At 39.8% G+C, this 23,020-nt stretch carries 19 protein-coding genes, 21 tRNA genes and 1 rRNA gene; 35 read left to right on the top strand and 6 right to left on the bottom strand.

All coding sequences use genetic code 11. The features are described 5' to 3' along the window. Window positions 1-5 precede the first annotated feature (5 nt). The 27 genes from rrf (at window position 6) to ACWM35_RS07840 (ending at window position 10,702) form a co-directional block, all read left to right on the top strand. A 5S ribosomal RNA gene (gene rrf / locus ACWM35_RS07970) occupies window positions 6-121 on the top strand. Between the two features lie 8 nt (window positions 122-129). Continuing rightward, a tRNA-Val gene (locus ACWM35_RS07965) sits at window positions 130-205 on the top strand. Window positions 206-214: 9 nt separating this feature from the next. Further along, window positions 215-290: transfer RNA gene (locus tag ACWM35_RS07960), tRNA-Thr, on the top strand. Window positions 291-338: 48 nt separating this feature from the next. Continuing rightward, window positions 339-414 (top strand) — tRNA-Lys (locus ACWM35_RS07955). 15 nt (window positions 415-429) lie between these two features. Further along, window positions 430-514, top strand: a tRNA-Leu gene (locus tag ACWM35_RS07950). Between the two features lie 13 nt (window positions 515-527). Then, a tRNA-Gly gene (locus tag ACWM35_RS07945) sits at window positions 528-599 on the top strand. A gap of 9 nt (window positions 600-608) precedes the next feature. Beyond that, window positions 609-697, top strand: a tRNA-Leu gene (locus ACWM35_RS07940). A 14-nt stretch (window positions 698-711) separates the two neighbouring features. Next, a tRNA-Arg gene (locus ACWM35_RS07935) sits at window positions 712-788 on the top strand. A gap of 7 nt (window positions 789-795) precedes the next feature. Further along, window positions 796-872 (top strand) — tRNA-Pro (locus ACWM35_RS07930). Window positions 873-892: 20 nt separating this feature from the next. After that, a tRNA-Ala gene (locus ACWM35_RS07925) sits at window positions 893-968 on the top strand. 19 nt (window positions 969-987) lie between these two features. Next, window positions 988-1,064, top strand: a tRNA-Met gene (locus tag ACWM35_RS07920). A gap of 28 nt (window positions 1,065-1,092) precedes the next feature. Further along, a tRNA-Ile gene (locus tag ACWM35_RS07915) sits at window positions 1,093-1,169 on the top strand. Window positions 1,170-1,186: 17 nt separating this feature from the next. Further along, a tRNA-Ser gene (locus ACWM35_RS07910) sits at window positions 1,187-1,279 on the top strand. Between the two features lie 141 nt (window positions 1,280-1,420). Further along, window positions 1,421-1,494 (top strand) — tRNA-Met (locus tag ACWM35_RS07905). A gap of 3 nt (window positions 1,495-1,497) precedes the next feature. Further along, a tRNA-Asp gene (locus ACWM35_RS07900) sits at window positions 1,498-1,573 on the top strand. Between the two features lie 9 nt (window positions 1,574-1,582). Next, window positions 1,583-1,658 (top strand) — tRNA-Phe (locus tag ACWM35_RS07895). 27 nt (window positions 1,659-1,685) lie between these two features. Then, window positions 1,686-1,761 (top strand) — tRNA-His (locus tag ACWM35_RS07890). Between the two features lie 9 nt (window positions 1,762-1,770). Beyond that, window positions 1,771-1,844, top strand: a tRNA-Gly gene (locus tag ACWM35_RS07885). 5 nt (window positions 1,845-1,849) lie between these two features. After that, window positions 1,850-1,926, top strand: a tRNA-Ile gene (locus ACWM35_RS07880). Between the two features lie 11 nt (window positions 1,927-1,937). Continuing rightward, window positions 1,938-2,012: transfer RNA gene (locus tag ACWM35_RS07875), tRNA-Asn, on the top strand. 3 nt (window positions 2,013-2,015) lie between these two features. Further along, a tRNA-Ser gene (locus ACWM35_RS07870) sits at window positions 2,016-2,106 on the top strand. Window positions 2,107-2,110: 4 nt separating this feature from the next. After that, a tRNA-Glu gene (locus ACWM35_RS07865) sits at window positions 2,111-2,182 on the top strand. Window positions 2,183-2,787: 605 nt separating this feature from the next. Next, complete coding sequence (gene glgB / locus ACWM35_RS07860) at window positions 2,788-4,734, top strand: 1,4-alpha-glucan branching protein GlgB (protein WP_454817072.1); 1,947 nt, start codon at window positions 2,788-2,790, stop codon at window positions 4,732-4,734. Next, a complete protein-coding gene (locus ACWM35_RS07855) occupies window positions 4,676-5,821 on the top strand; it encodes a glucose-1-phosphate adenylyltransferase (RefSeq protein ID WP_454817070.1) in 1,146 nt (381 codons plus the stop codon). The genes glgB and ACWM35_RS07855 overlap by 59 nt, the downstream gene beginning before the upstream one ends. Window positions 5,822-5,842: 21 nt before the next feature. Beyond that, complete coding sequence (locus ACWM35_RS07850) at window positions 5,843-6,874, top strand: sugar phosphate nucleotidyltransferase (protein ID WP_454817068.1); 1,032 nt, start codon at window positions 5,843-5,845, stop codon at window positions 6,872-6,874. Then, a complete protein-coding gene (gene glgA, locus ACWM35_RS07845; RefSeq protein WP_454817066.1) occupies window positions 6,871-8,319 on the top strand; it encodes a glycogen synthase GlgA in 1,449 nt (482 codons plus the stop codon). The genes ACWM35_RS07850 and glgA overlap by 4 nt, the downstream gene beginning before the upstream one ends. Then, complete coding sequence (locus ACWM35_RS07840) at window positions 8,309-10,702, top strand: glycogen/starch/alpha-glucan phosphorylase (RefSeq protein WP_454817065.1); 2,394 nt, start codon at window positions 8,309-8,311, stop codon at window positions 10,700-10,702. The genes glgA and ACWM35_RS07840 overlap by 11 nt, the downstream gene beginning before the upstream one ends. Before the next feature lie 40 nt (window positions 10,703-10,742). Here the strand turns inward: ACWM35_RS07840 and ACWM35_RS07835 are convergent, their stop codons facing one another. Continuing rightward, on the bottom strand, window positions 10,743-11,681 hold the full coding sequence (locus ACWM35_RS07835) for a 1,4-dihydroxy-2-naphthoate polyprenyltransferase (RefSeq protein WP_454817063.1): 939 nt from the start codon (window positions 11,679-11,681) through the stop codon (window positions 10,743-10,745). Between the two features lie 347 nt (window positions 11,682-12,028). Between ACWM35_RS07835 and ACWM35_RS07830 the strand changes: the two genes are divergently transcribed. The 6 genes from ACWM35_RS07830 (at window position 12,029) to menC (ending at window position 19,487) form a co-directional block, all read left to right on the top strand. Continuing rightward, entirely contained in the window at window positions 12,029-13,429 is a 1,401-nt protein-coding gene (locus tag ACWM35_RS07830; protein WP_454817061.1) for an isochorismate synthase, read from the top strand. Beyond that, window positions 13,430-15,181, top strand: coding sequence for a 2-succinyl-5-enolpyruvyl-6-hydroxy-3-cyclohexene-1-carboxylic-acid synthase (gene menD, locus ACWM35_RS07825; RefSeq protein ID WP_454817059.1), 1,752 nt, complete (start codon window positions 13,430-13,432; stop codon window positions 15,179-15,181). Further along, a complete protein-coding gene (menH, locus tag ACWM35_RS07820; RefSeq protein ID WP_454817057.1) occupies window positions 15,178-15,990 on the top strand; it encodes a 2-succinyl-6-hydroxy-2,4-cyclohexadiene-1-carboxylate synthase in 813 nt (270 codons plus the stop codon). The genes menD and menH overlap by 4 nt, the downstream gene beginning before the upstream one ends. A 14-nt stretch (window positions 15,991-16,004) precedes the next feature. Then, window positions 16,005-16,823 carry a 1,4-dihydroxy-2-naphthoyl-CoA synthase gene (menB, locus tag ACWM35_RS07815; RefSeq protein ID WP_454817055.1) on the top strand — a complete coding sequence of 273 codons (819 nt, stop codon included), beginning with the start codon at window positions 16,005-16,007 and terminating at the stop codon, window positions 16,821-16,823. A 76-nt stretch (window positions 16,824-16,899) separates the two neighbouring features. Beyond that, window positions 16,900-18,378 (top strand): o-succinylbenzoate--CoA ligase, encoded by a 1,479-nt coding sequence (locus ACWM35_RS07810; RefSeq protein ID WP_454817053.1) that lies wholly within the window; start codon window positions 16,900-16,902, stop codon window positions 18,376-18,378. Continuing rightward, window positions 18,375-19,487: an o-succinylbenzoate synthase gene (gene menC, locus ACWM35_RS07805; RefSeq protein WP_454817051.1), complete on the top strand. Its 1,113-nt coding sequence runs from the start codon at window positions 18,375-18,377 to the stop codon at window positions 19,485-19,487. The genes ACWM35_RS07810 and menC overlap by 4 nt, the downstream gene beginning before the upstream one ends. Window positions 19,488-19,519: 32 nt before the next feature. Here menC and ACWM35_RS07800 read toward each other — a convergent pair whose 3' ends face one another. Next, window positions 19,520-19,678, bottom strand: coding sequence for a DUF1540 domain-containing protein (locus ACWM35_RS07800; protein ID WP_454817050.1), 159 nt, complete (start codon window positions 19,676-19,678; stop codon window positions 19,520-19,522). An 88-nt stretch (window positions 19,679-19,766) separates the two neighbouring features. Next, on the bottom strand, window positions 19,767-20,720 hold the full coding sequence (locus tag ACWM35_RS07795) for a metal ABC transporter solute-binding protein, Zn/Mn family (protein ID WP_454817048.1): 954 nt from the start codon (window positions 20,718-20,720) through the stop codon (window positions 19,767-19,769). 208 nt (window positions 20,721-20,928) lie between these two features. Between ACWM35_RS07795 and ACWM35_RS07790 the strand changes: the two genes are divergently transcribed. Continuing rightward, window positions 20,929-21,492: a beta-class carbonic anhydrase gene (locus tag ACWM35_RS07790; protein WP_454817046.1), complete on the top strand. Its 564-nt coding sequence runs from the start codon at window positions 20,929-20,931 to the stop codon at window positions 21,490-21,492. On the opposite strand, the gene yidD is transcribed toward ACWM35_RS07790, so the two are convergent. Continuing rightward, window positions 21,489-21,716 (bottom strand): membrane protein insertion efficiency factor YidD, encoded by a 228-nt coding sequence (gene yidD / locus ACWM35_RS07785; protein WP_454817044.1) that lies wholly within the window; start codon window positions 21,714-21,716, stop codon window positions 21,489-21,491. The two genes, ACWM35_RS07790 and yidD, sit on opposite strands and share 4 nt — an antisense overlap. A gap of 132 nt (window positions 21,717-21,848) precedes the next feature. On the opposite strand from yidD, the gene ACWM35_RS07780 reads away from it, so the two are divergent. Then, window positions 21,849-22,322 (top strand): S-ribosylhomocysteine lyase, encoded by a 474-nt coding sequence (locus ACWM35_RS07780; protein ID WP_454817042.1) that lies wholly within the window; start codon window positions 21,849-21,851, stop codon window positions 22,320-22,322. A gap of 35 nt (window positions 22,323-22,357) precedes the next feature. Here ACWM35_RS07780 and ytzI read toward each other — a convergent pair whose 3' ends face one another. Beyond that, window positions 22,358-22,516 (bottom strand): YtzI protein, encoded by a 159-nt coding sequence (ytzI, locus tag ACWM35_RS07775; RefSeq protein ID WP_454817040.1) that lies wholly within the window; start codon window positions 22,514-22,516, stop codon window positions 22,358-22,360. Between the two features lie 83 nt (window positions 22,517-22,599). Further along, window positions 22,600-22,857: a DUF6154 family protein gene (locus ACWM35_RS07770; protein ID WP_454817038.1), complete on the bottom strand. Its 258-nt coding sequence runs from the start codon at window positions 22,855-22,857 to the stop codon at window positions 22,600-22,602. Between the last annotated feature and the right edge of the window lie 163 nt (window positions 22,858-23,020).

The raw sequence follows: 23,020 nt of genomic DNA, 5'->3' as shown, positions 1-23,020 counted from the left end.
AATAGTCTGGCGATAATGGCGAGAAGGTCACACCCGTTCCCATACCGAACACGGAAGTTAAGCTTCTCAGCGCCGATGGTAGTTGGGACTTTGTCCCTGTGAGAGTAGGACGTTGCCAGGCTGTTATATGGAGGATTAGCTCAGCTGGGAGAGCATCTGCCTTACAAGCAGAGGGTCGGCGGTTCGATCCCGTCATCCTCCACCATAACTATATGCCGGTTTAGCTCAATTGGTAGAGCAACTGACTTGTAATCAGTAGGTTGGGGGTTCAAGTCCTCTAGCCGGCACCACTTATTTCATTATTTGCTCGAAGATAGAGCTAGATGGGATAACAGTCCGAGCCATTAGCTCAGTTGGTAGAGCATCTGACTTTTAATCAGAGGGTCGAAGGTTCGAGTCCTTCATGGCTCACCACTTTTTAATTAATATGCGGGTGTGGCGGAATTGGCAGACGCACCAGACTTAGGATCTGGCGCCGCAAGGCGTGGGGGTTCGACTCCCTTCACCCGCACCAATCAATTTTATATGCGGAAGTAGTTCAGTGGTAGAACACCACCTTGCCAAGGTGGGGGTCGCGGGTTCGAATCCCGTCTTCCGCTCTCATTTGTGCCGGGGTGGCGGAACTGGCAGACGCACAGGACTTAAAATCCTGCGGTAGGTGACTACCGTACCGGTTCGATTCCGGTCCTCGGCACCATTTAAAACAATATTGCGCCCGTAGCTCAATTGGATAGAGCGTCTGACTACGGATCAGAAGGTTATGGGTTCGACTCCTTTCGGGCGCGCCATATTTTACGGGAAGTAGCTCAGCTTGGTAGAGCACTTGGTTTGGGACCAAGGGGTCGCAGGTTCGAATCCTGTCTTCCCGACCATTCGTAAAATTTTAAAAGATGGGGCCTTAGCTCAGCTGGGAGAGCGCCTGCTTTGCACGCAGGAGGTCAGCGGTTCGATCCCGCTAGGCTCCACCATACTTTGAATAATATATTTGGCGGTGTAGCTCAGCTGGCTAGAGCGTACGGTTCATACCCGTAAGGTCGGGGGTTCGATCCCCTCCGCCGCTACCAATTATATTTATTATTAGTACTTTAACTTGGACCTTTAGCTCAGCTGGTTAGAGCAGACGGCTCATAACCGTCCGGTCGTAGGTTCGAGTCCTACAAGGTCCACCAGATCACTTTTATAATATGGAGGAATACCCAAGTCCGGCTGAAGGGATCGGTCTTGAAAACCGACAGGCGGGTTAAACCGCGCGGGGGTTCGAATCCCTCTTCCTCCGCCATATTATTCTTCAGCAACGAGCGTTACTTCTTTGAATTAACTGCGAGTTGTACCGACTGAACTGCTGCTTGAATAAGCTTTCTGAAGTCGGGACAATCAAAATATGCTAATGGCATGAACAAATAGCTTTTTATATTATCGTCGCGGGGTGGAGCAGTCTGGTAGCTCGTCGGGCTCATAACCCGAAGGTCGCAGGTTCAAATCCTGTCCCCGCAATCTGGTCCCGTGGTGTAGCGGTTAACATGCCTGCCTGTCACGCAGGAGATCGCCGGTTCGATCCCGGTCGGGACCGCCATTTTATTGTGGCTCAGTAGCTCAGTCGGTAGAGCAAAGGACTGAAAATCCTTGTGTCGGCGGTTCGATTCCGTCCTGAGCCACCATTTATTTTTGAAGAAAATACTGTAATGGCGATTGTGGCGAAGTGGTTAACGCACCTGATTGTGGTTCAGGCATTCGTGGGTTCGATTCCCATCAGTCGCCCCATAGTAATTCGCGGGTGTAGTTTAGTGGTAAAACCTCAGCCTTCCAAGCTGATGTTGTGAGTTCGATTCTCATCACCCGCTCCATTGATGGGCCTATAGCTCAGCTGGTTAGAGCGCACGCCTGATAAGCGTGAGGTCGATGGTTCGAGTCCATTTAGGCCCACCATTTTTCATTATTCCGCAGTAGCTCAGTGGTAGAGCTATCGGCTGTTAACCGATCGGTCGTAGGTTCGAGTCCTACCTGCGGAGCCATATGGGGAAGTACTCAAGTGGCTGAAGAGGCGCCCCTGCTAAGGGTGTAGGTCGGGCAACCGGCGCGAGGGTTCAAATCCCTCCTTCTCCGCCATATAGGCCCCTTGGTCAAGCGGTTAAGACACCGCCCTTTCACGGCGGTAACACGGGTTCGAATCCCGTAGGGGTCATACAAAAAAGCTGATGACAATTAGCCATCAGTTTTTTTGTTTTGTTTCAGAATATGTACTAATATCACCGCTAAACCAAAGCCATCCTGCTAAACAACAATTAAATAAACAACTCGAGAAGATGCCCCCCATTGATACCCCAGAAATGCAGCAAGATGCTCCCATTATAGTTAAAAACAATTAGTCCCTTCTGATGTGACGAAATTACAACCAAACTTTGAGTCATCACCACATCATCATGGTGAAACTTTCATGTAATAAAATTTTTCTAATATAATATTTTTAAATATGATTTCTTCTACAATCTGTTGATACCGCTTACATTTCCTTGATAACCCCCAAAAAATGACGTGATTTTTTCCACATTTCAAATAATATTTTTTAATATTTTTATTGAAAATTTTTTGAAATTCTTTATGTTTTTTTGTCGACTATTGACTGGAATTCATGTCGTTTTTTGTTTTTTCCTGTAAAGTCATGCTCAAATGTGGCAACATACATCAGTTATTGTCAGAAAAGATAAAAAAGTTTTAGGAGGCATATGATAATTTTGCACTTATAATTGGAACTTGTAATATATATTTTCTATGAGGATGAGGTTATTAATGGCAGTGAATACTTTATATCCTACTGAATATCAGTTGCATTTATTTCATGAGGGAAACCTTTTTCAAAGCCACCAGCTATTTGGTGCTCACGTAATGAGGGATTCCGAAAAGGTATTTACTCGATTTTGTTTGTGGGCTCCGAATGCCGTAGAGGTGCGGCTTGTCGGTGATTTCAATAGCTGGAATGGTGAGGGTTTCTCACTACATAAGGTAAACGCTGAGGGTGTATGGATACTTATTGTGGATGAAGACATGGAGGGCTCCCTTTATAAATATGAGATTATAACTGCAGAAGGAGACAGGATAATAAAGGCAGATCCATTTGCGTTCTACTCCGAGTTAAGGCCCAATACAGCCTCGATTGTCTATTCCTTAAAGCAATATGAATGGCAGGATACGCATTGGATTCAACAGCGAAGCAAAAAAAATATTCTCTCAGAGCCACAGATTATTTATGAGCTGCATCCGGGATCCTGGAAAAAGCAAGAAAATGGAGATTTTTTAACTTATCGAGAATTAGCTGAAGAACTTATTCCATACGTGGTAGACCATGGATTTACCCATATTGAATTATTACCGATTATCGAGCATCCGCTTGATATCTCTTGGGGCTACCAAGGAACTGGGTACTTTTCAGCAACTTCAAGGTATGGAACTCCAAAGGACTTAATGTACTTCGTTGATCAATGTCATCAACATGGAATTGGTGTCATTTTAGATTGGGTGCCAGGACATTATTGTAAGGATGCCCATGGGTTATATTGTTTTGATGGCTCCCATCTATACTCGTATAGTACGGAGTATGACAGGGAAAATCGGATCTGGGGAACGGCAAATTTTGACCTTGGTAAGGGTGAAGTCCAAAGCTTTCTTATCTCGAATGCATTTTATTGGATGGATTATTTTCATATTGATGGCTTTCGAATTGATGCAGTGGCCAACATTATCTACTGGCCAAATTCACATGGGAAACAAGAAAACCCATTTGGTATAGACTTTCTAAAGAAATTAAACAAGGAAGTTCATGAATATGACCCTTCGGTTTTAGTTGTAGGTGAGGATTCTACCGACTTTCCACAGGTGACTGCCCCAGTACAATACGGTGGACTAGGATTCGATTACAAATGGAATATGGGCTGGATGAATGACATTTTGGAATATATGGAGACTCCTCCATTCCACCGTTCAAGAGTACATTCAAAGGTAACGTTTTCGCTTTTATATGCTTTTACAGAGAATTTTATGCTCCCATTATCACATGATGAAGTGGTCCATGGGAAAAAGTCGTTATTAGACAAAATGCCGGGTGATTACTGGGAAAAGTTTGCTCAGTTAAGGTTATTGCTGGGATATATGTTCGCCCACCCGGGTAAAAAGCTTTTATTCATGGGATTTGAATTTGGTCAGTTTTCGGAATGGAAAGATAAGGAGCAGTTAGATTGGCATCTTCTTGGCTATGAAATGCACGAAAAAACGGACCAATATGTTAAACAATTAACAAAGTTTTACAAGCGCTCGAAAGCACTCTATGAACTGGATCATTTGCAAGACGGTTTTGAATGGATTGACGTAAACAACCATCATCAATCAGTTTTTTCTTTTATTCGAAAAGGCAAGAGCGAAAAAGATATTTTAATCATAGTCTGTAATTTTACAGGAATCAGCTATCCTGAATATAAAATTGGTGTTCCTATATCTGGAGAGTTTCGCGAGGCATTTACCAGTGACCATCAAGATTTTGGCGGTACTGGAGTGATCAATAACAAGAAAATTACGGCTTACGAAGAGCCTTTTCATGGCAGGCCATACTCAATTGAGATAAAATTACCACCATTTGGTTTTCAAATTATTCGCCCGGTGAAAAAACGGAAGGAGAGAAAAGGTAATGGGAAAGAAAAAGTGCGTGGCCATGCTATTGGCAGGAGGGAAAGGAAGCAGACTTAACTCGCTTACAAAGGATTTAGCGAAGCCTGCTGTACCTTTTGGGGGAAAATACCGTATTATCGATTTCACTTTAAGTAACTGCACAAATTCGGGTATTGATACGGTCGGAGTGTTAACTCAGTATCAGCCATTATTGCTAAATTCATATATTGGAATAGGAAGTGCATGGGATCTTGACCGTAAGGATGGTGGGGTAACCGTTCTCCCTCCTTACGCGGAATCCTCTGAAGTAAAGTGGTATACAGGAACGGCTAGTGCCATCTATCAGAATCTAAATTATTTAAAACAATACGAGCCAGAATATGTATTGATCCTTTCAGGCGACCATATTTACAAAATGAACTATGAGAGCATGCTTGAATATCATATTGAAAAAAGGGCAGATGCTACGATTTCATTAATTGAAGTGCCATGGGTTGAAGCAAGCCGATTTGGCATTATGAATACAAACGAGGATATGAGAATCGTAGAATTCGAGGAAAAGCCGGCTATCCCGAAGAACAATCTTGCTTCAATGGGCATCTATATTTTTAGCTGGAACATACTTAAGGAATATTTGGAAATGGATGCTCGCAACTCTAAATCTAGTCACGATTTTGGTAAGGATATCATTCCAATGCTGCTAGAAGAAAACAAGAAGTTATTTGCTTATCCATTTAAAGGGTATTGGAAGGATGTAGGAACAGTTCAGAGCCTATGGGAAGCCAATATGGATTTATTAAATGAACAATGTGATTTGGATTTATTTGATCATGATTGGAGGATATACTCCGTCAATCCTAACCGTCCGCCGCAGTATATATCACCTGAAGCGCTTGTGAAAGAATCGCTCATTAATGAAGGTTGTACCATTGAAGGAGAAATTGATAAGTCAGTTCTTTTTCAAGGGGTGAGTGTTGGCAAAGGATCAATCATTAAAGAATCCGTTATTATGCCGGATGCCATTATTGGTGAGAACGTTAGGATTGAAAAAGCAATCGTCCCCTGTGATGTTATGATTCCAGATGGAACCGTGATTCGTTCATTGGATGATGAAATTATTCTCGTAACGAAAGAAATGTTAAACGGGTTATATCCTGTTGTTTAATATATAGGAGGGGGACTATTCTTGAAAAGAAAGCTGTTAGGCGTTATAGATGCAACTACTTATCATGGTGATTTGGAGGAACTTTTGACACACCGTTCCCTAGCAGCTCTGCCGTTTGCAGGCCGCTATCGTCTTATTGATTTTGTTCTTTCAAATATGGTGAATTCAGGGATAAGAAGTGTAGCCATTTTTCCGAAAATGACCTATCGGTCGTTAATGGATCATTTAGGATCAGGTAAGAATTGGGACTTAAATCGCAAACGTGATGGACTCTTCTTCTTTCCAACCCCGATTGTGGACCACGATCGAAATCGTATTGGCTCATTTGAAAATTTTGGTGCCAATCTAGATTTTTTCTATCGAAGCACTCAGGAGTATTCGATTATCGCGAATTCATATACTGTATTTAATATGAATTTCCGTCCAATCTTAGAATGGCACAGGGAATCAGGCTGTGATATAACGGAAATCTATCACGAAAACGGTATGCCAATGGAGATGTATTTAATTAAAACCTCCTTGCTGATAAAGTTAATTGAAACAAGATTCCAAACAGGATATACATGCATGAAAGATGTAGTTCTAGAACCAGATCGTCTTTTCAATATTTGCCGCTATGAATATAGTGGCTATGCGGTGAAGATTCAATCGATAGAAAATTATTTTTCTACTAGTATGAATTTATTAAAGCAAGATGTTTGGAAACAATTATTCCTAAAAGAACAGCCAATCATTACAAAAGTAAAGGATGAACCTCCAACGCGTTACTTAAAGGGAGCTACTGTACAAAATGCTATGATCGCAAACGGCTGCTTGATTAGTGGAACGGTAGAAAACAGTATCATTTCCCGAGGAGTCAAAATAGGTAAAGGATCCGTTCTTAAAAACTGTATCATTATGCAGAAATGCCAAATTGACGAGAACTGTTATCTAGAGAATGTAATTTTAGATAAAGACGTTAAAGTGGAATCAGGGATTAGCTTGATTGGAACCGAGAGAGATCCTTTTGTTGTAAAGAAGGGTACGAAACAAGGAGCGTTGATGAATTCGTGAAAGTATTATTTGCTGTATCCGAATGTGGTCCATTTGCAAAATCAGGAGGGCTTGCCGATGTGGCCGGCTCTCTTCCAAAAGAACTAAAAAGTCTTGGAACAGATGTAAGAGTTATTCTCCCTAAATACGGCACGATAGCGGAAAAAGATAAAGCACAAATGAAAAAAATAAAAGAATTCACCGTTGCCGTCGGCTGGAGAAATCAATATTGTGGGATTGAAGAACTAACCTACCAAGGAGTAACTTATTATTTTGTAGATAATGAGTATTATTTTAAGCGAGAAGGGCTTTATGGTTATTACGATGATGGTGAACGGTTTGCCTTTTTTAATCGTTCCGTGTTGGAAGCTTTAGCCCATCTTGATTTTTATCCAGATGTCCTTCATTGCCATGATTGGCATACCGCGATGATTCCATTTCTTTTGCGAACGGAATATTACAAGCGCAAAGACTATTGTCTGATTCGGACTGTGTTCACGATTCATAATCTGCAATTCCAGGGGATTTTTCCAAAAGAAACGTTAAGTGACCTACTTGGATTAGATAATGCAGCATTCCATCCAGAAAATATAGAGTTTTATGGAAATGTTAATTTTATGAAGGGGGCTCTTGTAGCCGCCGATAAAATAACCACCGTAAGTCCAAGCTATAAGCAGGAAATCCAAACACCGCAATTTGGAGAAAAGCTGGATGGACTATTAAGAGCAAGAGAAGAGGATTTGATTGGTATTCTAAATGGGATTGATGATAAATTCTATAATCCTGCTGATGACCCACTCATTTATCAAACCTATAAAACTGCATCTATTCAAAAGAAGGCAGTAAATAAGCGGGAAATTCAAAAATCCTTTGGATTGCCAGTGCGGGCGAATACACCGCTAATGGTTATGATTTCAAGGATGACAAAGCAAAAGGGATTTGATCTTGTTAGATGCGTGCTTCGTGAAATTTTACAGGAAGATATTCAAGTTATCATGCTAGGAACAGGTGATTATGAATATGAAGAGTACTTCCGACAGGCAGCAAGTATTTATCCTGAAAAATTAAAGGTTCACATTGGTTTTAATGAAAACTTAGCACATAGGCTGTATGCCGCGGCTGACTTATTCTTAATGCCATCACTATTTGAACCATGCGGCCTTGGTCAATTGATTGCGATGAGATATGGTGCAGTTCCGATTGTCCGCGAAACAGGGGGCCTAAATGATACGGTCCAATCATGGAATGAATTAACCGGTGAGGGGAATGGGTTTTCGTTCAGCCATTTTAATGCCCATGATATGCTCTATACAATAAAAAGAGCATTGAGCTTTTATCATCACCATACATGGGAAGCAATCGTTCAAAAGGCAATGGAAATGGATAATAGCTGGGCTCAGTCTGCATTTAGATATAACCAGCTTTATGCAGAGCTGGCTTCGAGGAGTGAAACTCATGTTTTCTAATCCGAAAGACTTTAAGATTATTTTTTTAAAAAGACTTGAGATGGTCTGTGGTAAAAGCTTTTCCGAGAGTACAGAACGAGATCATTATCAAACACTCGGTGTTATGATTCGTGAGTTCGTTAGCAACGATTGGATCAAAACAAATGAGCGTTACCTTGATTCGACTGGAAAACAGGTTTATTACTTATCGATCGAATTCCTGTTGGGGAAACTTTTACGACAGAATTTAATCAATCTAGGGATCGAAGAAACGGTACAAGAAGGGCTCCATGATCTTGGGATAGATTTGAGCCGATTGGAAGAGTTAGAAGCAGATGCAGGCTTAGGAAACGGCGGCTTAGGGAGATTAGCCGCCTGTTTTTTAGATTCGCTTGCCTCGCTTAACCTTCCAGGACATGGGCATGGAATTCGTTATAAACATGGTCTCTTTGAACAGAAAATCGTTGATGGTTATCAAGTGGAGCTTCCAGAGCAATGGTTAAGAAGCGGCAATGTCTGGGAAGTCCGCAAAGCGGATTTGGCCGTCAAAATTTCATTCTGGGGGAAGGTTGAAGGAAGAACGGAAAATGGCCGTCTAGTATTTCAACATTTGAATGCAGAAACGGTAACGGCTGTGCCTCATGATATGCCGGTGATTGGTTATCAATCTAAAACCGTTAATACATTGAGGTTATGGAATGCAGAGCCTTCACAATTTCCGATTGATCAAGATATATTAAAATACAAAAGAGAAACGGAAGCCGTATCGGAAATTTTATATCCAGACGATACCCATGATGAAGGGAAGATATTACGGTTGAAGCAGCAATATTTTCTCGTATCTGCCTCGATTCAATCGATTATTAAATCGTTCCGTAAACAGCATGGTCATTTAAAGGATTTTCACCACCATGTTTGTATCCATATTAACGACACGCATCCTGTTTTGGCGATACCGGAACTTATGAGAATCCTGCTTGATGAGGAAGGGATGGATTGGGATCAAGCATGGCATATTACAAAGCACTCGATATCCTATACGAATCATACTACCTTATCCGAAGCGCTTGAAAAATGGCCGATTCATATCTTTCAGCCATTATTACCAAGGATCTATATGATTGTCGAAGAAATCAATGAACGCTTTTGTCAGGAGCTATGGGATCAGTCCCCAGGTGATTGGGAGCGAATAAGCGGGCTGGCAATCATTGCAGATGGATTTGTAAAGATGGCTCATTTAGCGCTTGTTGGCAGCTTTAGTGTTAACGGGGTAGCAAAGCTTCACACGGAAATTTTGAAAAAACGAGAAATGAATCATTTCTATCAGCTGTTCCCGGAAAAATTTAATAATAAAACTAACGGAATTGCTCATCGGCGTTGGCTATATAAGGCAAATCCTGCTTTATCCACATTAATATCAGAATCCATCGGTACTGCATGGATCCAGTCGCCAACAGAGTTAATTCAATTGCTTAAATATGAAAATGATTCCTCGTTCACTAACCAGTTACTAGCGATAAAAAATCAAAATAAACAGCGGCTTGCTGAAATCATTGCAAGTAAAAATGGGGTTATCGTCAATCCTGAGGCCATTTTTGATGTTCAGGTAAAACGCCTGCATGCCTATAAAAGACAGCTTCTGAAGGTTCTACATATCATGTACCTCTATAACCGCCTGAAAGAGGATTCTAGCTTTTCCATCGTTCCGAGGGTATTTATCTTTGGAGCCAAAGCGTCACCCGGCTATTATTATGCAAAGAAAATAATAAAATTAATTAATACTGTTGCAGATAAAGTGAATCATGATCCTGTGATTGGCGATAAAATGAAGGTTGTATTTCTTGAAAACTATCGCGTTTCACTTGCGGAAAAAATCTTTCCTGCCTCAGATTTAAGTGAACAGATTTCAACCGCCAGCAAGGAAGCTTCTGGGACAGGTAATATGAAATTCATGATAAATGGTGCACTAACAGTCGGAACCTTAGACGGGGCAAATATAGAAATTCATGAATTAGTCGGGGATGATAATATCTTTACCTTCGGACTTTCAGCCGATGATGTGCTGCATTACAACAAATATGGCGGCTATCAATCAAAAGTGTATTATCATCATGAAAGCAGGATCAAGCAGGCTGTTGATCAACTTGTGAACGGCTTTTTCCCGGATGTTTTCAATGAATTTGAACCAATTTTTGATTCCTTATTAGAAGAAAATGATCAATATTTTGTGTTAAAGGACTTTGCCCCTTATGCGGATATTCAGCATAAAATCGGTGAATCCTTTAAAGATCAGAAGCTTTGGCAAAGGAAATGCTTGATAAATATTGCCCATGCCGGTTATTTTTCAAGTGACCGAACGATTAAAGAGTACGCGGATGAGATATGGGGAATAAAATCCCTATAATAAAAGCTGCTGCCAACTAAATTTGGCAGCAGCTTTTTAATTAAGATACAAAATAACCGATAAAGATACCGATCCCGAGCAGGAGCCCAAAGATTGTATTGGTTTGGGCAGTAGCCTTCATCGCTGGTGCCATTTGGATTGGCAATGTTCCTGATTTAAAGTTTTTAATTGCTTTGATAGCTTTAGGTGCACTCAATATGACAAGTGCTGTCCAGATTGAGATGACATCATAAATAATAAGACCCAAAACCCACAGATAAGAAAATGCGAACATAATTGCTAATAAATTGACTGATTTACCTTTTCCTAAAAGTATGGCCAATGTTTTACGGCCATTTTCTTTATCTCCTTCGCGGTCACGAATATTATTTGAAAAATTAATCGCTCCAACTAGGACTAAAATAGGAATAGAAACAAGGATGCTATTAGTGGTAACTGTTCCTGTCTGAATAAAGAATGTAATTAGGGTAATAAGCATTCCCATGAAAAAACCAGAAAATAATTCGCCAAATGGAGTATAGGCAATCGGAAGCGGTCCACCGCTGTATAAGTAACCAAAAGCCATACAAATAAGTCCAACTAAAGCAAGCCACCAGCTTGAGTTCATACAAATATAAACCCCTAAAAGCAAGGCGATACTATATAGGCTTAATGCCAGCTGCATAACCGTTTTTGGCTTAATTCCATCCCGGACAATGGATCCGCCAATCCCTACAGAGTGTTCATTATCAAGCCCTCGTTTAAAATCATAATATTCATTAAACATATTGGTTGCTGCTTGAATGAGCAAACTTGCGATTAACATCGTAATGAATAGATCCAATTGTATTCTTCCATGCTCTAGTACCAATGCAGTACCGAGAAAAACTGGAACAAAAGAGGCGGTTAACGTATGGGGCCTTGTCATTTGCCACCAAACTTGAAATCCGCGATTCGACTCGAGAGCAGGTTTTGAATGTTGTTGAATATTGGGCTGCATTCTCTAATCTCCCTTCAATGATATTCTACTTATTCTATTTATTTTCTATTGGTTATAGATTATTTCCAACCATAAGTGTATTTGAATTGGATGATGAGTGTCAATGAAATTTAATTAGATTATTTAGTAGATAATTCCTGTCTGATTAGTAATGCGTCATTCGAGAGAAAATGAAATTAACGAATATTTTCAATTTCAATCCGATATGAATGTTATGATATATAATAGATGAAAGAGCTTTAGTAGTGACAATCATTACTGGCTTCTTTACAATGAGAGTAGTATATTAAAAAAGGATTTAATATGAATGGATAACAGTCATTTTCGGCTGTTTTGGAGGGATTTGTTTGGTTACCATTCAGGAAACGGAATTAATGGAAAGGGGTCTATTGGCTGTTAAACGAGCAAAAAATGCAGGCAGGCCTATGTTAATCAGTGAAGTACAAAAAATCGAGACGATTAACCCTCTATCTTTTTTCAATAGTGGAAGAGAGCGCTTTCTAGGGGAACGCTTTTATTGGAAGGACCCTGCGGAGGATATTGTACTTATTGGACTTGGCATATCAAAACAAATTCAGTCGGATCAGGCTACTGACCGCTTTTTTCATGTTCAAGAAGAGTGGGAAAAATTTTTACAAGATAGTATTGTGTTGAATCCATACAAGGAAAATGGAATCGGACCGTTGATGTTTGGTGGATTTTCCTTTGATCCACTGAAAGAAAAGTCGGTACTATGGTCAAAATTTGCCGATTCATTATTTCATATTCCAAAATATATGTTATCAAGGATAAAAGATGAGACATACTTAACTACAAATATCATCTGTACTCCTAATGATGATTTGACATTATTTGAAAAAATATTTGCCGAGCGGACGGAACTTTTACAGTCATTAAATCAAAATTCCAAAGTAAATGAGGTAAAACTCCTTAAATCAGAGGAGATTGCTCCACTAAATTGGAAACAGACCGTGGAAGAATTGGTGAAGGAGTTAAAGAATGGACCTTTAAAAAAGGTCGTCCTCGCCAGGGAACTTAGATTATATTTTGATCATCATGTTCCAGTCGATGTTGTGTTAGAAAGTCTTTATGATCAACAACATGAAAGCTTTATTTTTGCTTTTGAATCCAACGGAGATTGTTTTGTTGGTGCTACACCAGAAAGGCTTGTAAAAAAACAGGCTGAAAATGTATTTTCGACCTGTCTAGCTGGATCCATTTCTCGTGGGAAAACTGAAGAGGAAGACCGTAACTTAGGTCAATTGTTATTAAATGATCAGAAAAATCTTAAAGAACATGCCTACGTCGTTGAGATGATTAAGGAAGCCTTGGAGGAGTCATGTAAGGAAGTGATTCTTCCGGATAAGCCACAACTAATGAAAGTAAGGGATATCCAACATCTTTACACTCCGGTGATTGGAAAGTGTGAGGAGAATGCTTCAATACTAGCATTGGTTGAAAGGCTGCATCCAACCCCGGCTCTTGGCGGGCTTCCTAAACAAGAGGCCATTGAAAAGATTAGATTAGTCGAGACGCTGGACAGAGGTTTCTATGCAGCACCACTTGGCTGGCTGGATTACCGTGGGAACGGTGAATTTGCAGTTTCAATTCGATCAGGTCTAATTCAGGGGGAAGAAGCATCGTTATTTGCTGGATGTGGAGTCGTAGCGGATTCAGATGCAGAAAGCGAATACCAAGAGACAAGCTTGAAATTTAGACCGATGCTGCGGGCGCTTGGAGGAAATTAAATGAATCATCAAGAATCTTTAACAGCTTATATTGCTGCCTTTGTTGCAGAATTAGTGCAAACAGGAGTGACAGATATTGTTGTCAGTCCGGGGTCAAGATCAACCCCGATGGCAATGGTCATGGCGGAACATCCTGGATTAAAATTGCATATTCACGTGGATGAACGTTCAGCAGCCTTCTTTGCCTTAGGGATAGCAAAGGTAACGGACAGACCTGTTGCGATATTATGTACATCTGGTACGGCAGCTGCTAATTATTTTCCAGCGATTGTGGAAGCCCGTTACTCACGTGTTCCATTACTTGTGCTAACAGCAGATCGGCCGCATGAGTTGAGAGAGGTAGGTGCTCCACAGGCAATCGATCAAATTCATCTATATGGTCATCATGTTAAATGGTTTGCGGAGATGGCTTTACCTGAGAAAAATAATGAAATTATTCGTTATGCAAGGACGGTTTGCGCTCGTGCTACTGCCATTGCCATCCAGGCACCGGCCGGTCCAGTTCATTTGAACTTTCCTTTCCGGGAACCACTGATCCCAAAATTAGATGATAACCTGTTTCAACTGGGCGAACGTCCAGAAGGCTACGTCCATGTTCGAAATGGAGAGCTTACGATAAACGATAGGCAAATTAAGGAATTAGCTTCAAAGCTGAAGGGCAAAGAAAAGGGGATTATTGTTTGTGGAAATGTAGCTGATGAGACGTTTACCGAAAGGGTTACTCAATTATCTGCTAAGTTAAAGTATCCAATTTTAGCGGATCCTTTGTCACAGCTGAGAAGCGGTAATCATAATCTTGAAAATATAATGGAAACCTATGATACATTTTTAAGAAATGAAGATGCCAAATCCTATTTAAAGCCTGATGTGGTGATTCGATTTGGAGCGATGCCGATATCAAAAGCCTTAACGATCTTTTTAAAGGAAAATCACGAAGCGGAGCAATATGTGATTGACGGTGCGGGAGGCTGGCGAGATCCTGCTGCCTTATCAACAGAAATGATATTCAGCAATGAGACGAATTTTTGTGAAAAGCTGTTGGACATTATTGAACCAGAAAATACGAATGGATATCTAAAAAAATGGCAGAACTTGAATCTTCTTACGAAAGACAATATGACGCTCATGAATGATATTACTTCGCTAAGTGAAGGGCGTCTATTCTATCATTTGGCCGATATCCTGCCTGAGGGTGCTACGCTTTTTGTCGGCAATAGTATGCCGATTAGAGACTTAGACAGTTTCTTTACTAATAATAATAAATCCATTAAAGTCCTCGCTAATCGAGGAGCTAATGGCATTGATGGTACGGTTTCTACTGCGTTAGGCGCGGCATTATATTCAAAATCATTGTATCTAGTTTTAGGGGATTTAACCTTTTTCCATGATTTAAATGGGTTAATAGCGGCCAAGCTATACGGTATCGATATTCATATTATTTTAATCAATAATAATGGCGGGGGAATCTTTTCATTTCTTCCTCAATCGCAGCATCCGAAAAATTTTGAATTGTTGTTTGGCACACCATTAGATATCGAATTTGAGCATGCGGTAAAAATGTTTAACGGAAACTATTCTAAAATTAACAACTGGGATCATTTTGATACTGTCATGAAGCAAGCTCAAGATAACAGTGGGATTCATGTATATGAATTAAATACAAATAGAGACAGTAATTTGAAGGAACACCGCGAATTTTGGAGTATAGTTTCCCGGGAAATATCAAATTTTGTCAAAGGTGACGAGGAATGATGATAGCCATTGACGGAATTTGTTATCATGTCGAAATATATGGTGATGGATTTCCGCTCTTGCTCCTCCATGGTTTTACAGGAGATACTTCTACTTGGAGGCCATTCAGTAATCGCTGGAGCCGTCATTCCAAAATCATTATTCCAGATATTATTGGACATGGTAAAACAGAATCGCCGAATGAGCTTAATCGCTATCAAATTGAAGCAGCAGCTACCGATTTGAAACAAATGCTAGATCAATTATCAATTGATCAAGTAGATCTCCTTGGGTATTCCATGGGGGGAAGGCTTGCGTTGACCTTTGCGGTACTTTTTCCTGAGAGGGTTAGAAAGCTTATTTTAGAAAGTGCCTCACCTGGACTTGAACAAGAGGAAGAAAGACAGCTTCGCCGCACGAAAGACGGTGAACTTGCCTTTTTTATAATCGATCAAGGAATAAAGAAATTTGTTGAGTATTGGGAAGCGATTCCTCTTTTCTCATCGATGGCAATTCTTCCAAAACAAATAAAGGATTCTATTCGCAGCCAACGGTTATCCAATTCGCCTCAAGGATTAGCCAATAGTTTATTAGGGATGGGGTCTGGTTCACAGCCCTCTTGGTGGGGAGCTCCATTAATGGAGCTGCCATGTGAGGTATTATTGTTAACCGGTGAAAAAGATAAAAAGTTCTGCGACATAGCAGAAAGAATGCAAAAACAAATGAGAAATGCCGAATGGATCGTCATAAAAAATGCGGGACATGCAATTCATGTGGAAGAAGCAGAAAAATTTGGTACAATAGTAAGTGACTTTGTCGAATTATCATAAAGGAGGTTTTTATTTTGACAGTAGAATGGATTCCAGTACGCAAATACGAAGAAATTTTGTATGAAACATATAACGGTATTGCGAAAATCACGATCAACCGTCCTCATGTACATAATGCATTTACACCAAAGACCGTTATGGAATTAATTGATGCTTTTGCCTATGCCCGCGATGATTCAAATGTAGGTGTTATCGTGTTAACAGGTGCCGGAGATAAGGCATTTTGTTCAGGTGGAGACCAAAGTGTCCGCGGACATGGCGGTTATGTTGGAGATGATCAAATTCCACGTTTAAATGTTCTTGATCTGCAACGTTTAATTCGAGTGATTCCAAAACCGGTAGTGGCAATGGTAAAAGGATATGCAATCGGTGGTGGACATGTTCTTCATATCTGTTGTGATTTAACGATTGCAGCGGATAATGCTAGATTTGGACAAACAGGACCAAAGGTAGGAAGCTTTGATGCTGGTTATGGTTCTGGTTATCTTGCACGAATCGTTGGTCATAAGAAAGCTCGTGAAATCTGGTATTTATGCCGCCAATACAATGCTCAGGAAGCACTGGATATGGGCTTAGTAAATACAGTTGTTCCTTTAGAGCAAGTCGAAGAGGAAACGATTAAATGGTGTGAGGAAATGCTTGAAAAGAGTCCAACTGCTTTACGTTTCTTAAAAGCGGCATTCAATGCAGATACAGACGGACTAGCGGGAATTCAGCAATTCGCTGGAGATGCAACATTGCTTTATTATACAACTGACGAAGCGAAAGAAGGCCGAGACGCATTCAAAGAAAAGCGCAAGCCTGACTTTGGTCAATTCCCTCGTTTCCCTTGATTTCTTAATCGATTCTCTTACAGCTTGATGGTCTCCATCAGGCTGTTTGCTTATTATAAAGAAGGTGAAGATTTTTATGCTACATGAAACGATGCCCAATTTTTTAAAGAAGAGAGCTTTCCTGACACCGGACCGGGTGGCAGTTTATTTTCAAGAAAAATCGTTAACATTCAAGGAGCTTTTCGAGCGAGCGTATGATACCGCTGGCCAGCTGCAAGGATATGGGCTGAGGAAAAAACAATATGCCGGTGTACTATTAAAAAATCACCTTGATACGGTTGTGATTCTTTATGCCTTACAGCTAATGGGTGTACATGCGGTTATATTAAATAATCGGCTTTCGCCTGAGGAAATAGCTTGGCAGCTACACGATTCAAACGCTGAATTCCTCATCACCGAATCAGATTTATCGGGAGTCAAAGTCGAGATTAAGAAAATAGTCAAACAAGAGCTCTTCATGTCTCCAATAAACGAGACAGTTATACAAGATGAAATTAGTTTAGATGATGTTTGTACTGTTATGTATACTTCTGGTACAACTGGTAAGCCGAAAGGGGTTATCCAAACTTTTGGTAATCACTTGGGGAGTGCTGTCGGATCAGCGTTGAATCTTGGTATTACAGAAACTGACTGCTGGCTATGCAGTGTGCCACTCTTTCACATTAGCGGCTATTCGATCTTAATGCGCAGTGTTATATATGGAATGCCAGTGGTTCTTCATGAAAGTTTTGACGCACAAAGAACAATAGCTGATATCACAAATAAACAGGTAACCATTATGTCTGTGGTAGGAACAATGCTTTCTAGGGTCATTGAAGCCCTAAAAGATTCACAGCTTCCTTCACAGTTCCGCTGTATGCTCCTTGGTGGTGGGCCAGCACCTTTACCGCTTTTAGAGGCATGTAAACAAAAAGAAATACCTGTTTTCCAAACATACGGTATGACCGAAACCGCTTCACAAATTGTAACTCTTTCCCCAGAATACAGTATCAGCAAGCTTGGATCTGCGGGTAAACCATTGTTCCTTTCTCAACTACAGATAAGAACTGAACAAGGACAAGCTGCTGAACCAGGGGAAGCCGGTGAAATTGTAGTAAAGGGTCCAAATGTCACAATCGGGTACTTAAATCGCCCAGATGCCACAAAGGAAAAATTTCAAGATGGCTGGTTCTCTACAGGAGATATTGGTTATTTGGATGAAGACGGATTTTTATTTGTCCTTGACCGCCGCTCTGATTTAATCATCTCTGGTGGTGAAAATATTTATCCTGCTGAGATTGAATCTGTTATTTTGGCCCATCCTGATGTAGAAGAAGTTGGAATAACGGGTGTAGAAAGTGAAACCTGGGGACAGGTACCTGTCGCATTTGTTGTAAGGAAACCCGGGGCAATGGTGACTGCTAACGACTTACAACAATTCTGCTTACAACGTTTGGCCAAATACAAAGTTCCGAAACATTATTACTTCATTGACAAGTTACCAAGAAATGCTGCGAAAAAGCTCTTGCGAAGAAAGCTGGGAGAACTCCTTAAAGAGGGCAAGGTGAAGGAATGAAACTTTCTGCCGTAAAGCTTCATGTCATTAAAATGCCCCTGAAATTACCTTTCCAAACTCATTTAGGATCCGTTAGGGAACGCGAAGGGATTATTGTTGAGGTTCTTGATTCTGATGGGCATTCTGGCTTTGGTGAGGGTGTTGCCTTTTCAACTCCTTGGTATACGGAAGAAACCGTAAAAACTAGCTTACATATACTAAGTGATATCTTAATTCCAATGCTCAAAAGGAAGCAAATAAACCATCCAGATGAAGTTTCAGATCTATTTAGCTCTGTAAGAAGAAATAATATGGCTAAAGCAGGATTAGAGATGGCTATTTGGGATTTACATGCAAAACAGTTGAATAAACCACTTTCATCGATTCTTGGGGGAACGCAAGAAAAAATTGCTTCTGGTGTTGTGATAGCAGCTGATTCGATCGACAAAGCTCTACGGCAAATTGAACTTTTTTTAGAGGAAGGTTATCAAAGATTCAAGGTAAAAATTAATCCGAAACAAGATTATTCGTTTTTAACGGAAATTCGTAGGATTTATCCATCCCTTCCACTTATGGCAGATGCAAACTCTGCTTATACATTAGCGGATAAAGACCGTATAAAAGCACTTGATGATTTTAACCTTCTGATGATTGAACAGCCGTTAGACGTAGACGATATAATTGATCATGCGATTCTCCAGAATGAGATTAAGACCCCTATCTGTTTGGATGAGAGCATCAATTCCTTTGGTGATGCTCGTAAAGCAATTGAAAATGGGAGCTGTAAAATAATCAATATTAAAGCAGGACGTCTAGGCGGCTTAACGGAAGCAAAAAAAATCCATGATTATTGTTTTGAAAAGGGGATACCTGTTTGGTGCGGCGGAATGATCGAGTTTGGTGTTTCACGTGCCCATAATATTGCCCTTGCTTCCCTGCCAGGTTTTACGATTCCCGGTGATATTTCGGCGTCCAATCGTTTCTGGGAGGAAGATTTAATAGTTCCTGAGGTAACCGTTGAAAAAGGATTTGTGACTGTCCCAACTATTCCGGGAATTGGATATAAGATTAATCAAAAAAGATTAATGGAAACCTTATTGATGAAAGAAACATTTCATATAAACAAATAAACCAGGCAGAATTGACTGCCTGGTTTATTTGTTTATATATCACTCGGTTCAAAAGTTTTACAATCTGTTTCTTGATTTGTATCAGCCGTTTTTCCTTTATGGCTGACAACATAAATACTTTCCGCACTGCATTTATTTCCTTTTGCCCAAAAAGTACAGTTATTTACCTCACATAATACGTCCTGTGCCATCTGTATCACTCCTTCATCAGATTCGTAATACAGATATAGCTTTTGAAGTTTAGTGGCTACTCATTCGAGTAAACATTAGGTAAGCTTGTTAATTGTTTAGCGCAGTATTTAATGATTCCAAGTTTTGTTTCATTAGTGAAAAATAAGTTTCATTGTCACTTATATTTTCCTTTGTTAAAATCGCTAAATTATGAATCGGAAGTGCTCGTGCTCCGATTTCCTTTTGAACGATTTCAGCAAGTTTTGATTGGACGTTTTGTTCGAACAGGATATACTGCAATCCTTCTTGATCGGCCAAGGAAATAATTTTTTCTAATTCTCTCTGTGATGGTTCATTGGAGGTTGATAGTCCAGAAATGCTAATCTGTTCAATGCCATAACGCTGTTCCCAATAGCCGAATGCTGCATGGGTGACAATCATTTGTTTATGTTTTGCTATCGAGATTGTTTCTTCATACTCACGGTTTAGCGCTTCTAATTCCGTTGCAAGCTGTTGGAAATTTTCTTCAAATAATGCTTTTTTTTCTGGCATCTTTTTGATCAATGCATCACGCATTACTAAGGCCATCTCTTTGGAGTAGAGTGGATCGAGCCAGACATGTGGGTTAACATCATGGACGTGTTCTTCGTCGCTTTCCTCCTCATGATGCTCTCCTTCTTCCTCATGATGCTCTTCCTCAGCTAAATCAAGGTTGTCTGCCGTTGCCACTAAAGTAACGTTTTCGTTTTTTAACGTTTTCTTTGCGCTTTCAACGAAACCTTCTAATCCTAAACCAATATAGAAAAACAAGTCTGAATCAGCTAATTCCATCATATCCTTTTGCGATGGTTCAAATGTATGTTCATCTGCTCCAGGAGGATAAATAGTGTCAACATTGACGTATTTTCCACCAATTCTTTCAGCAAAATATTGAAGAGGAAAGACAGTGGTGTAAAGGGTTAATTGGTCTTTACCATTTGGCGATTGTTCTTCCTTCGTACAGGCGGATAATACAAGAATGAAAGGTAAGAGTAAAGATAGAAAAATAATTATTTTTTTCATAAATGCTCCTTCTGAAAAGTAATAAATCGGAGTTATTACGATTTATTGTACAAAAATTTTTAGAATTCAAATAATAAATAACTGCATAATACGGAACGATTCCGATTTCCCTATGTATCTTACAAAAAAAATATATAAAATGCAAGTATAATATTTGATGATATGGACTTAGGTTATGTATGCTTAAAAAAAGAAAGGTGGTTTAAATATGTCCTTATTAAGTGAAATTCTAGATTATAATCAGCAATTTGTGGAAAAACGAGAATATGAGAAGTATGAAACAACGAAATTTCCGAATAAGCGAATGGTCATTCTTACATGTATGGATACGAGACTGTTGGAATTATTGCCCAAAGCGATGAATTTAGGGAATGGTGATGTAAAAACGATTAAGAATGCAGGCGCGCTCGTGTCCCATCCGTTTGGGAGTATTATGCGAAGTATATTAATTGCTGTTTATCAGTTACAAGCAGAAGAGGTCCTCGTTATTGCTCATCATGATTGCGGTATGAGTGGTTTAAAGGCTGATCCTGTCATTGAAAGTATGAAAAGTAGAGGAGTCACAGATGAAACGATTGATACTTTGACTTACTCCGGAATAGATATAAAAAAATGGCTGCATGGTTTTGATAATGTGACCGAGAGTGTGGAACATAGCGTTGGAGTAATAAAAAATCATCCATTAATGCCAAACGGTGTACCGATTCATGGACTTGTGATCGACCCTGCAACCGGCAGGCTCGATTTAGTTGTCGACGGCTATCAAAGCTAAGGCTGTTTCTTTTCAGGTACAGGATCAACTCCGCCTGGATGGAAGGGATGGCATTTTAAGATTCGTTTTATGGTTAACCAGCCGCCTTTCACAGCGCCAAAACGCTGAACAGCTTCTAAGCCATAATGAGAGCAGGTTGGATAAAAGCGGCATGTGGGCGGTTTTATTGGTGAGATGACAACTTGATAAAAACGGATGATGGCAATAAAAATCTTTTTGAGCATTGGGGTACTCCTTTCAGATGATTAATTAAAAGATAACATAGAAACGACTAATTTGTTAAATATAACTAAGTAGATGAAAAAACTCGGAATTTATAGTATGATAGTTTTAGATTTGAAAAGGAGTGATACTTAATGCCTTCAGTTGAAAGCTTTGATTTAGACCATAATGCGGTTAAAGCCCCTTATGTTAGACACTGTGGTGTTCATAAGGTAGGTAGTGACGGTGTTGTAAATAAATATGATATTCGTTTTTGTCAGCCAAATAAACAAGCAATGAAGCCAGATGCCATTCATACATTGGAGCATCTGCTTGCCTTCAATATCCGCAAGCATTCGGAAAAATATGATCACTTTGATATTATTGATATTTCACCAATGGGCTGTCAAACAGGTTATTATTTAGTTGTCAGCGGTGAACCAACAGTGGAAGAAATCATTGATCTCCTTGAAGATACAATGAAGGACGCTGTTGAAATAATCGATATCCCTGCAGCAAATGAAAGACAATGCGGTCAGGCAAAGCTTCATGATCTAGAAGGGGCAAAACGCTTAATGCGTTTCTGGCTCGATCAAAGCAAAGAAGATCTTAAGCAAGTATTCGCATAAAATAAAAATTCCTATTCACAGCGAATAGGAATTTTTTATGGTTGTTTTTCCTCTGTTTCCTCATTGTTTAAATAAGGATTATCGTCAATCGGGTCAACAGTATGCTTAAAGGTATATGCCTTTGAGGTCGTAATAACAGCCAACAAAAGAACAACAATGACGATAATAATACAGACAACAAGCACAGTAGTCATATTTCTCTCCCCCTTCCTCTTCCATTTTAGCATAAAAATAGGAAACTGCGTCGACACAGTTTCCTTATACTAGTATGTAATAATCAATGGATATTTCTAGGATAATAAGTATTTGTACGCTGCTGACCATATTCTTCTTGCGCAAATTTACCTTTCAAGGTTTCGATTAAATAAAGACCCATCAAATTATATAATTCCTGTTTATCCATCTCTTGGATTAAATGGAGGAGATCTTCCTGTGACATCTCTTCTAGGAAGGCAAATGCAAGCATATCAATATCTTCCTCATCCCCAGTCAATTTGTTGCGATACATTTCAAATAATTCATCCACAATCTTCATTCTGTTCACCTCCCAATCATTTTATTTTTTCCTTACTTATTCAATTCCCTTAATAATAAAAAATATCCTCTAATTCCGTGAAACAAATGTAATCAAGAATTATACTAAATCTATTTTCTTAATATTATGACAATTATACCTCAACCCATTTTAAAAAATGGGT

Source organism: Neobacillus sp. K501 (assembly GCF_053749995.1).
The sequence above is the reverse complement of the archived record's forward strand: the minus strand, read 5'-3'. Positions and strand labels throughout refer to the sequence as shown.

What these genes read in the sequence shown, in the direction of transcription:
- glgB (WP_454817072.1), top strand. Translation starts at nt 2,788, where the DNA reads ATGGCAGTGAATACTTTATATCCTACTGAATATCAGTTGCATTTATTT.
- ACWM35_RS07855 (WP_454817070.1), top strand. Translation starts at nt 4,676, where the DNA reads ATGGGAAAGAAAAAGTGCGTGGCCATGCTATTGGCAGGAGGGAAAGGA.
- ACWM35_RS07840 (WP_454817065.1), top strand. Translation starts at nt 8,309, where the DNA reads ATGTTTTCTAATCCGAAAGACTTTAAGATTATTTTTTTAAAAAGACTT.
- ACWM35_RS07835 (WP_454817063.1), bottom strand. Translation starts at nt 11,681, where the DNA reads ATGCAGCCCAATATTCAACAACATTCAAAACCTGCTCTCGAGTCGAAT.
- menD (WP_454817059.1), top strand. Translation starts at nt 13,430, where the DNA reads ATGAATCATCAAGAATCTTTAACAGCTTATATTGCTGCCTTTGTTGCA.
- menH (WP_454817057.1), top strand. Translation starts at nt 15,178, where the DNA reads ATGATGATAGCCATTGACGGAATTTGTTATCATGTCGAAATATATGGT.
- ACWM35_RS07810 (WP_454817053.1), top strand. Translation starts at nt 16,900, where the DNA reads ATGCTACATGAAACGATGCCCAATTTTTTAAAGAAGAGAGCTTTCCTG.
- menC (WP_454817051.1), top strand. Translation starts at nt 18,375, where the DNA reads ATGAAACTTTCTGCCGTAAAGCTTCATGTCATTAAAATGCCCCTGAAA.
- ACWM35_RS07800 (WP_454817050.1), bottom strand. Translation starts at nt 19,678, where the DNA reads ATGGCACAGGACGTATTATGTGAGGTAAATAACTGTACTTTTTGGGCA.
- ACWM35_RS07795 (WP_454817048.1), bottom strand. Translation starts at nt 20,720, where the DNA reads ATGAAAAAAATAATTATTTTTCTATCTTTACTCTTACCTTTCATTCTT.
- ACWM35_RS07790 (WP_454817046.1), top strand. Translation starts at nt 20,929, where the DNA reads ATGTCCTTATTAAGTGAAATTCTAGATTATAATCAGCAATTTGTGGAA.
- yidD (WP_454817044.1), bottom strand. Translation starts at nt 21,716, where the DNA reads ATGCTCAAAAAGATTTTTATTGCCATCATCCGTTTTTATCAAGTTGTC.
- ACWM35_RS07780 (WP_454817042.1), top strand. Translation starts at nt 21,849, where the DNA reads ATGCCTTCAGTTGAAAGCTTTGATTTAGACCATAATGCGGTTAAAGCC.
- ytzI (WP_454817040.1), bottom strand. Translation starts at nt 22,516, where the DNA reads ATGACTACTGTGCTTGTTGTCTGTATTATTATCGTCATTGTTGTTCTT.
- ACWM35_RS07770 (WP_454817038.1), bottom strand. Translation starts at nt 22,857, where the DNA reads ATGAAGATTGTGGATGAATTATTTGAAATGTATCGCAACAAATTGACT.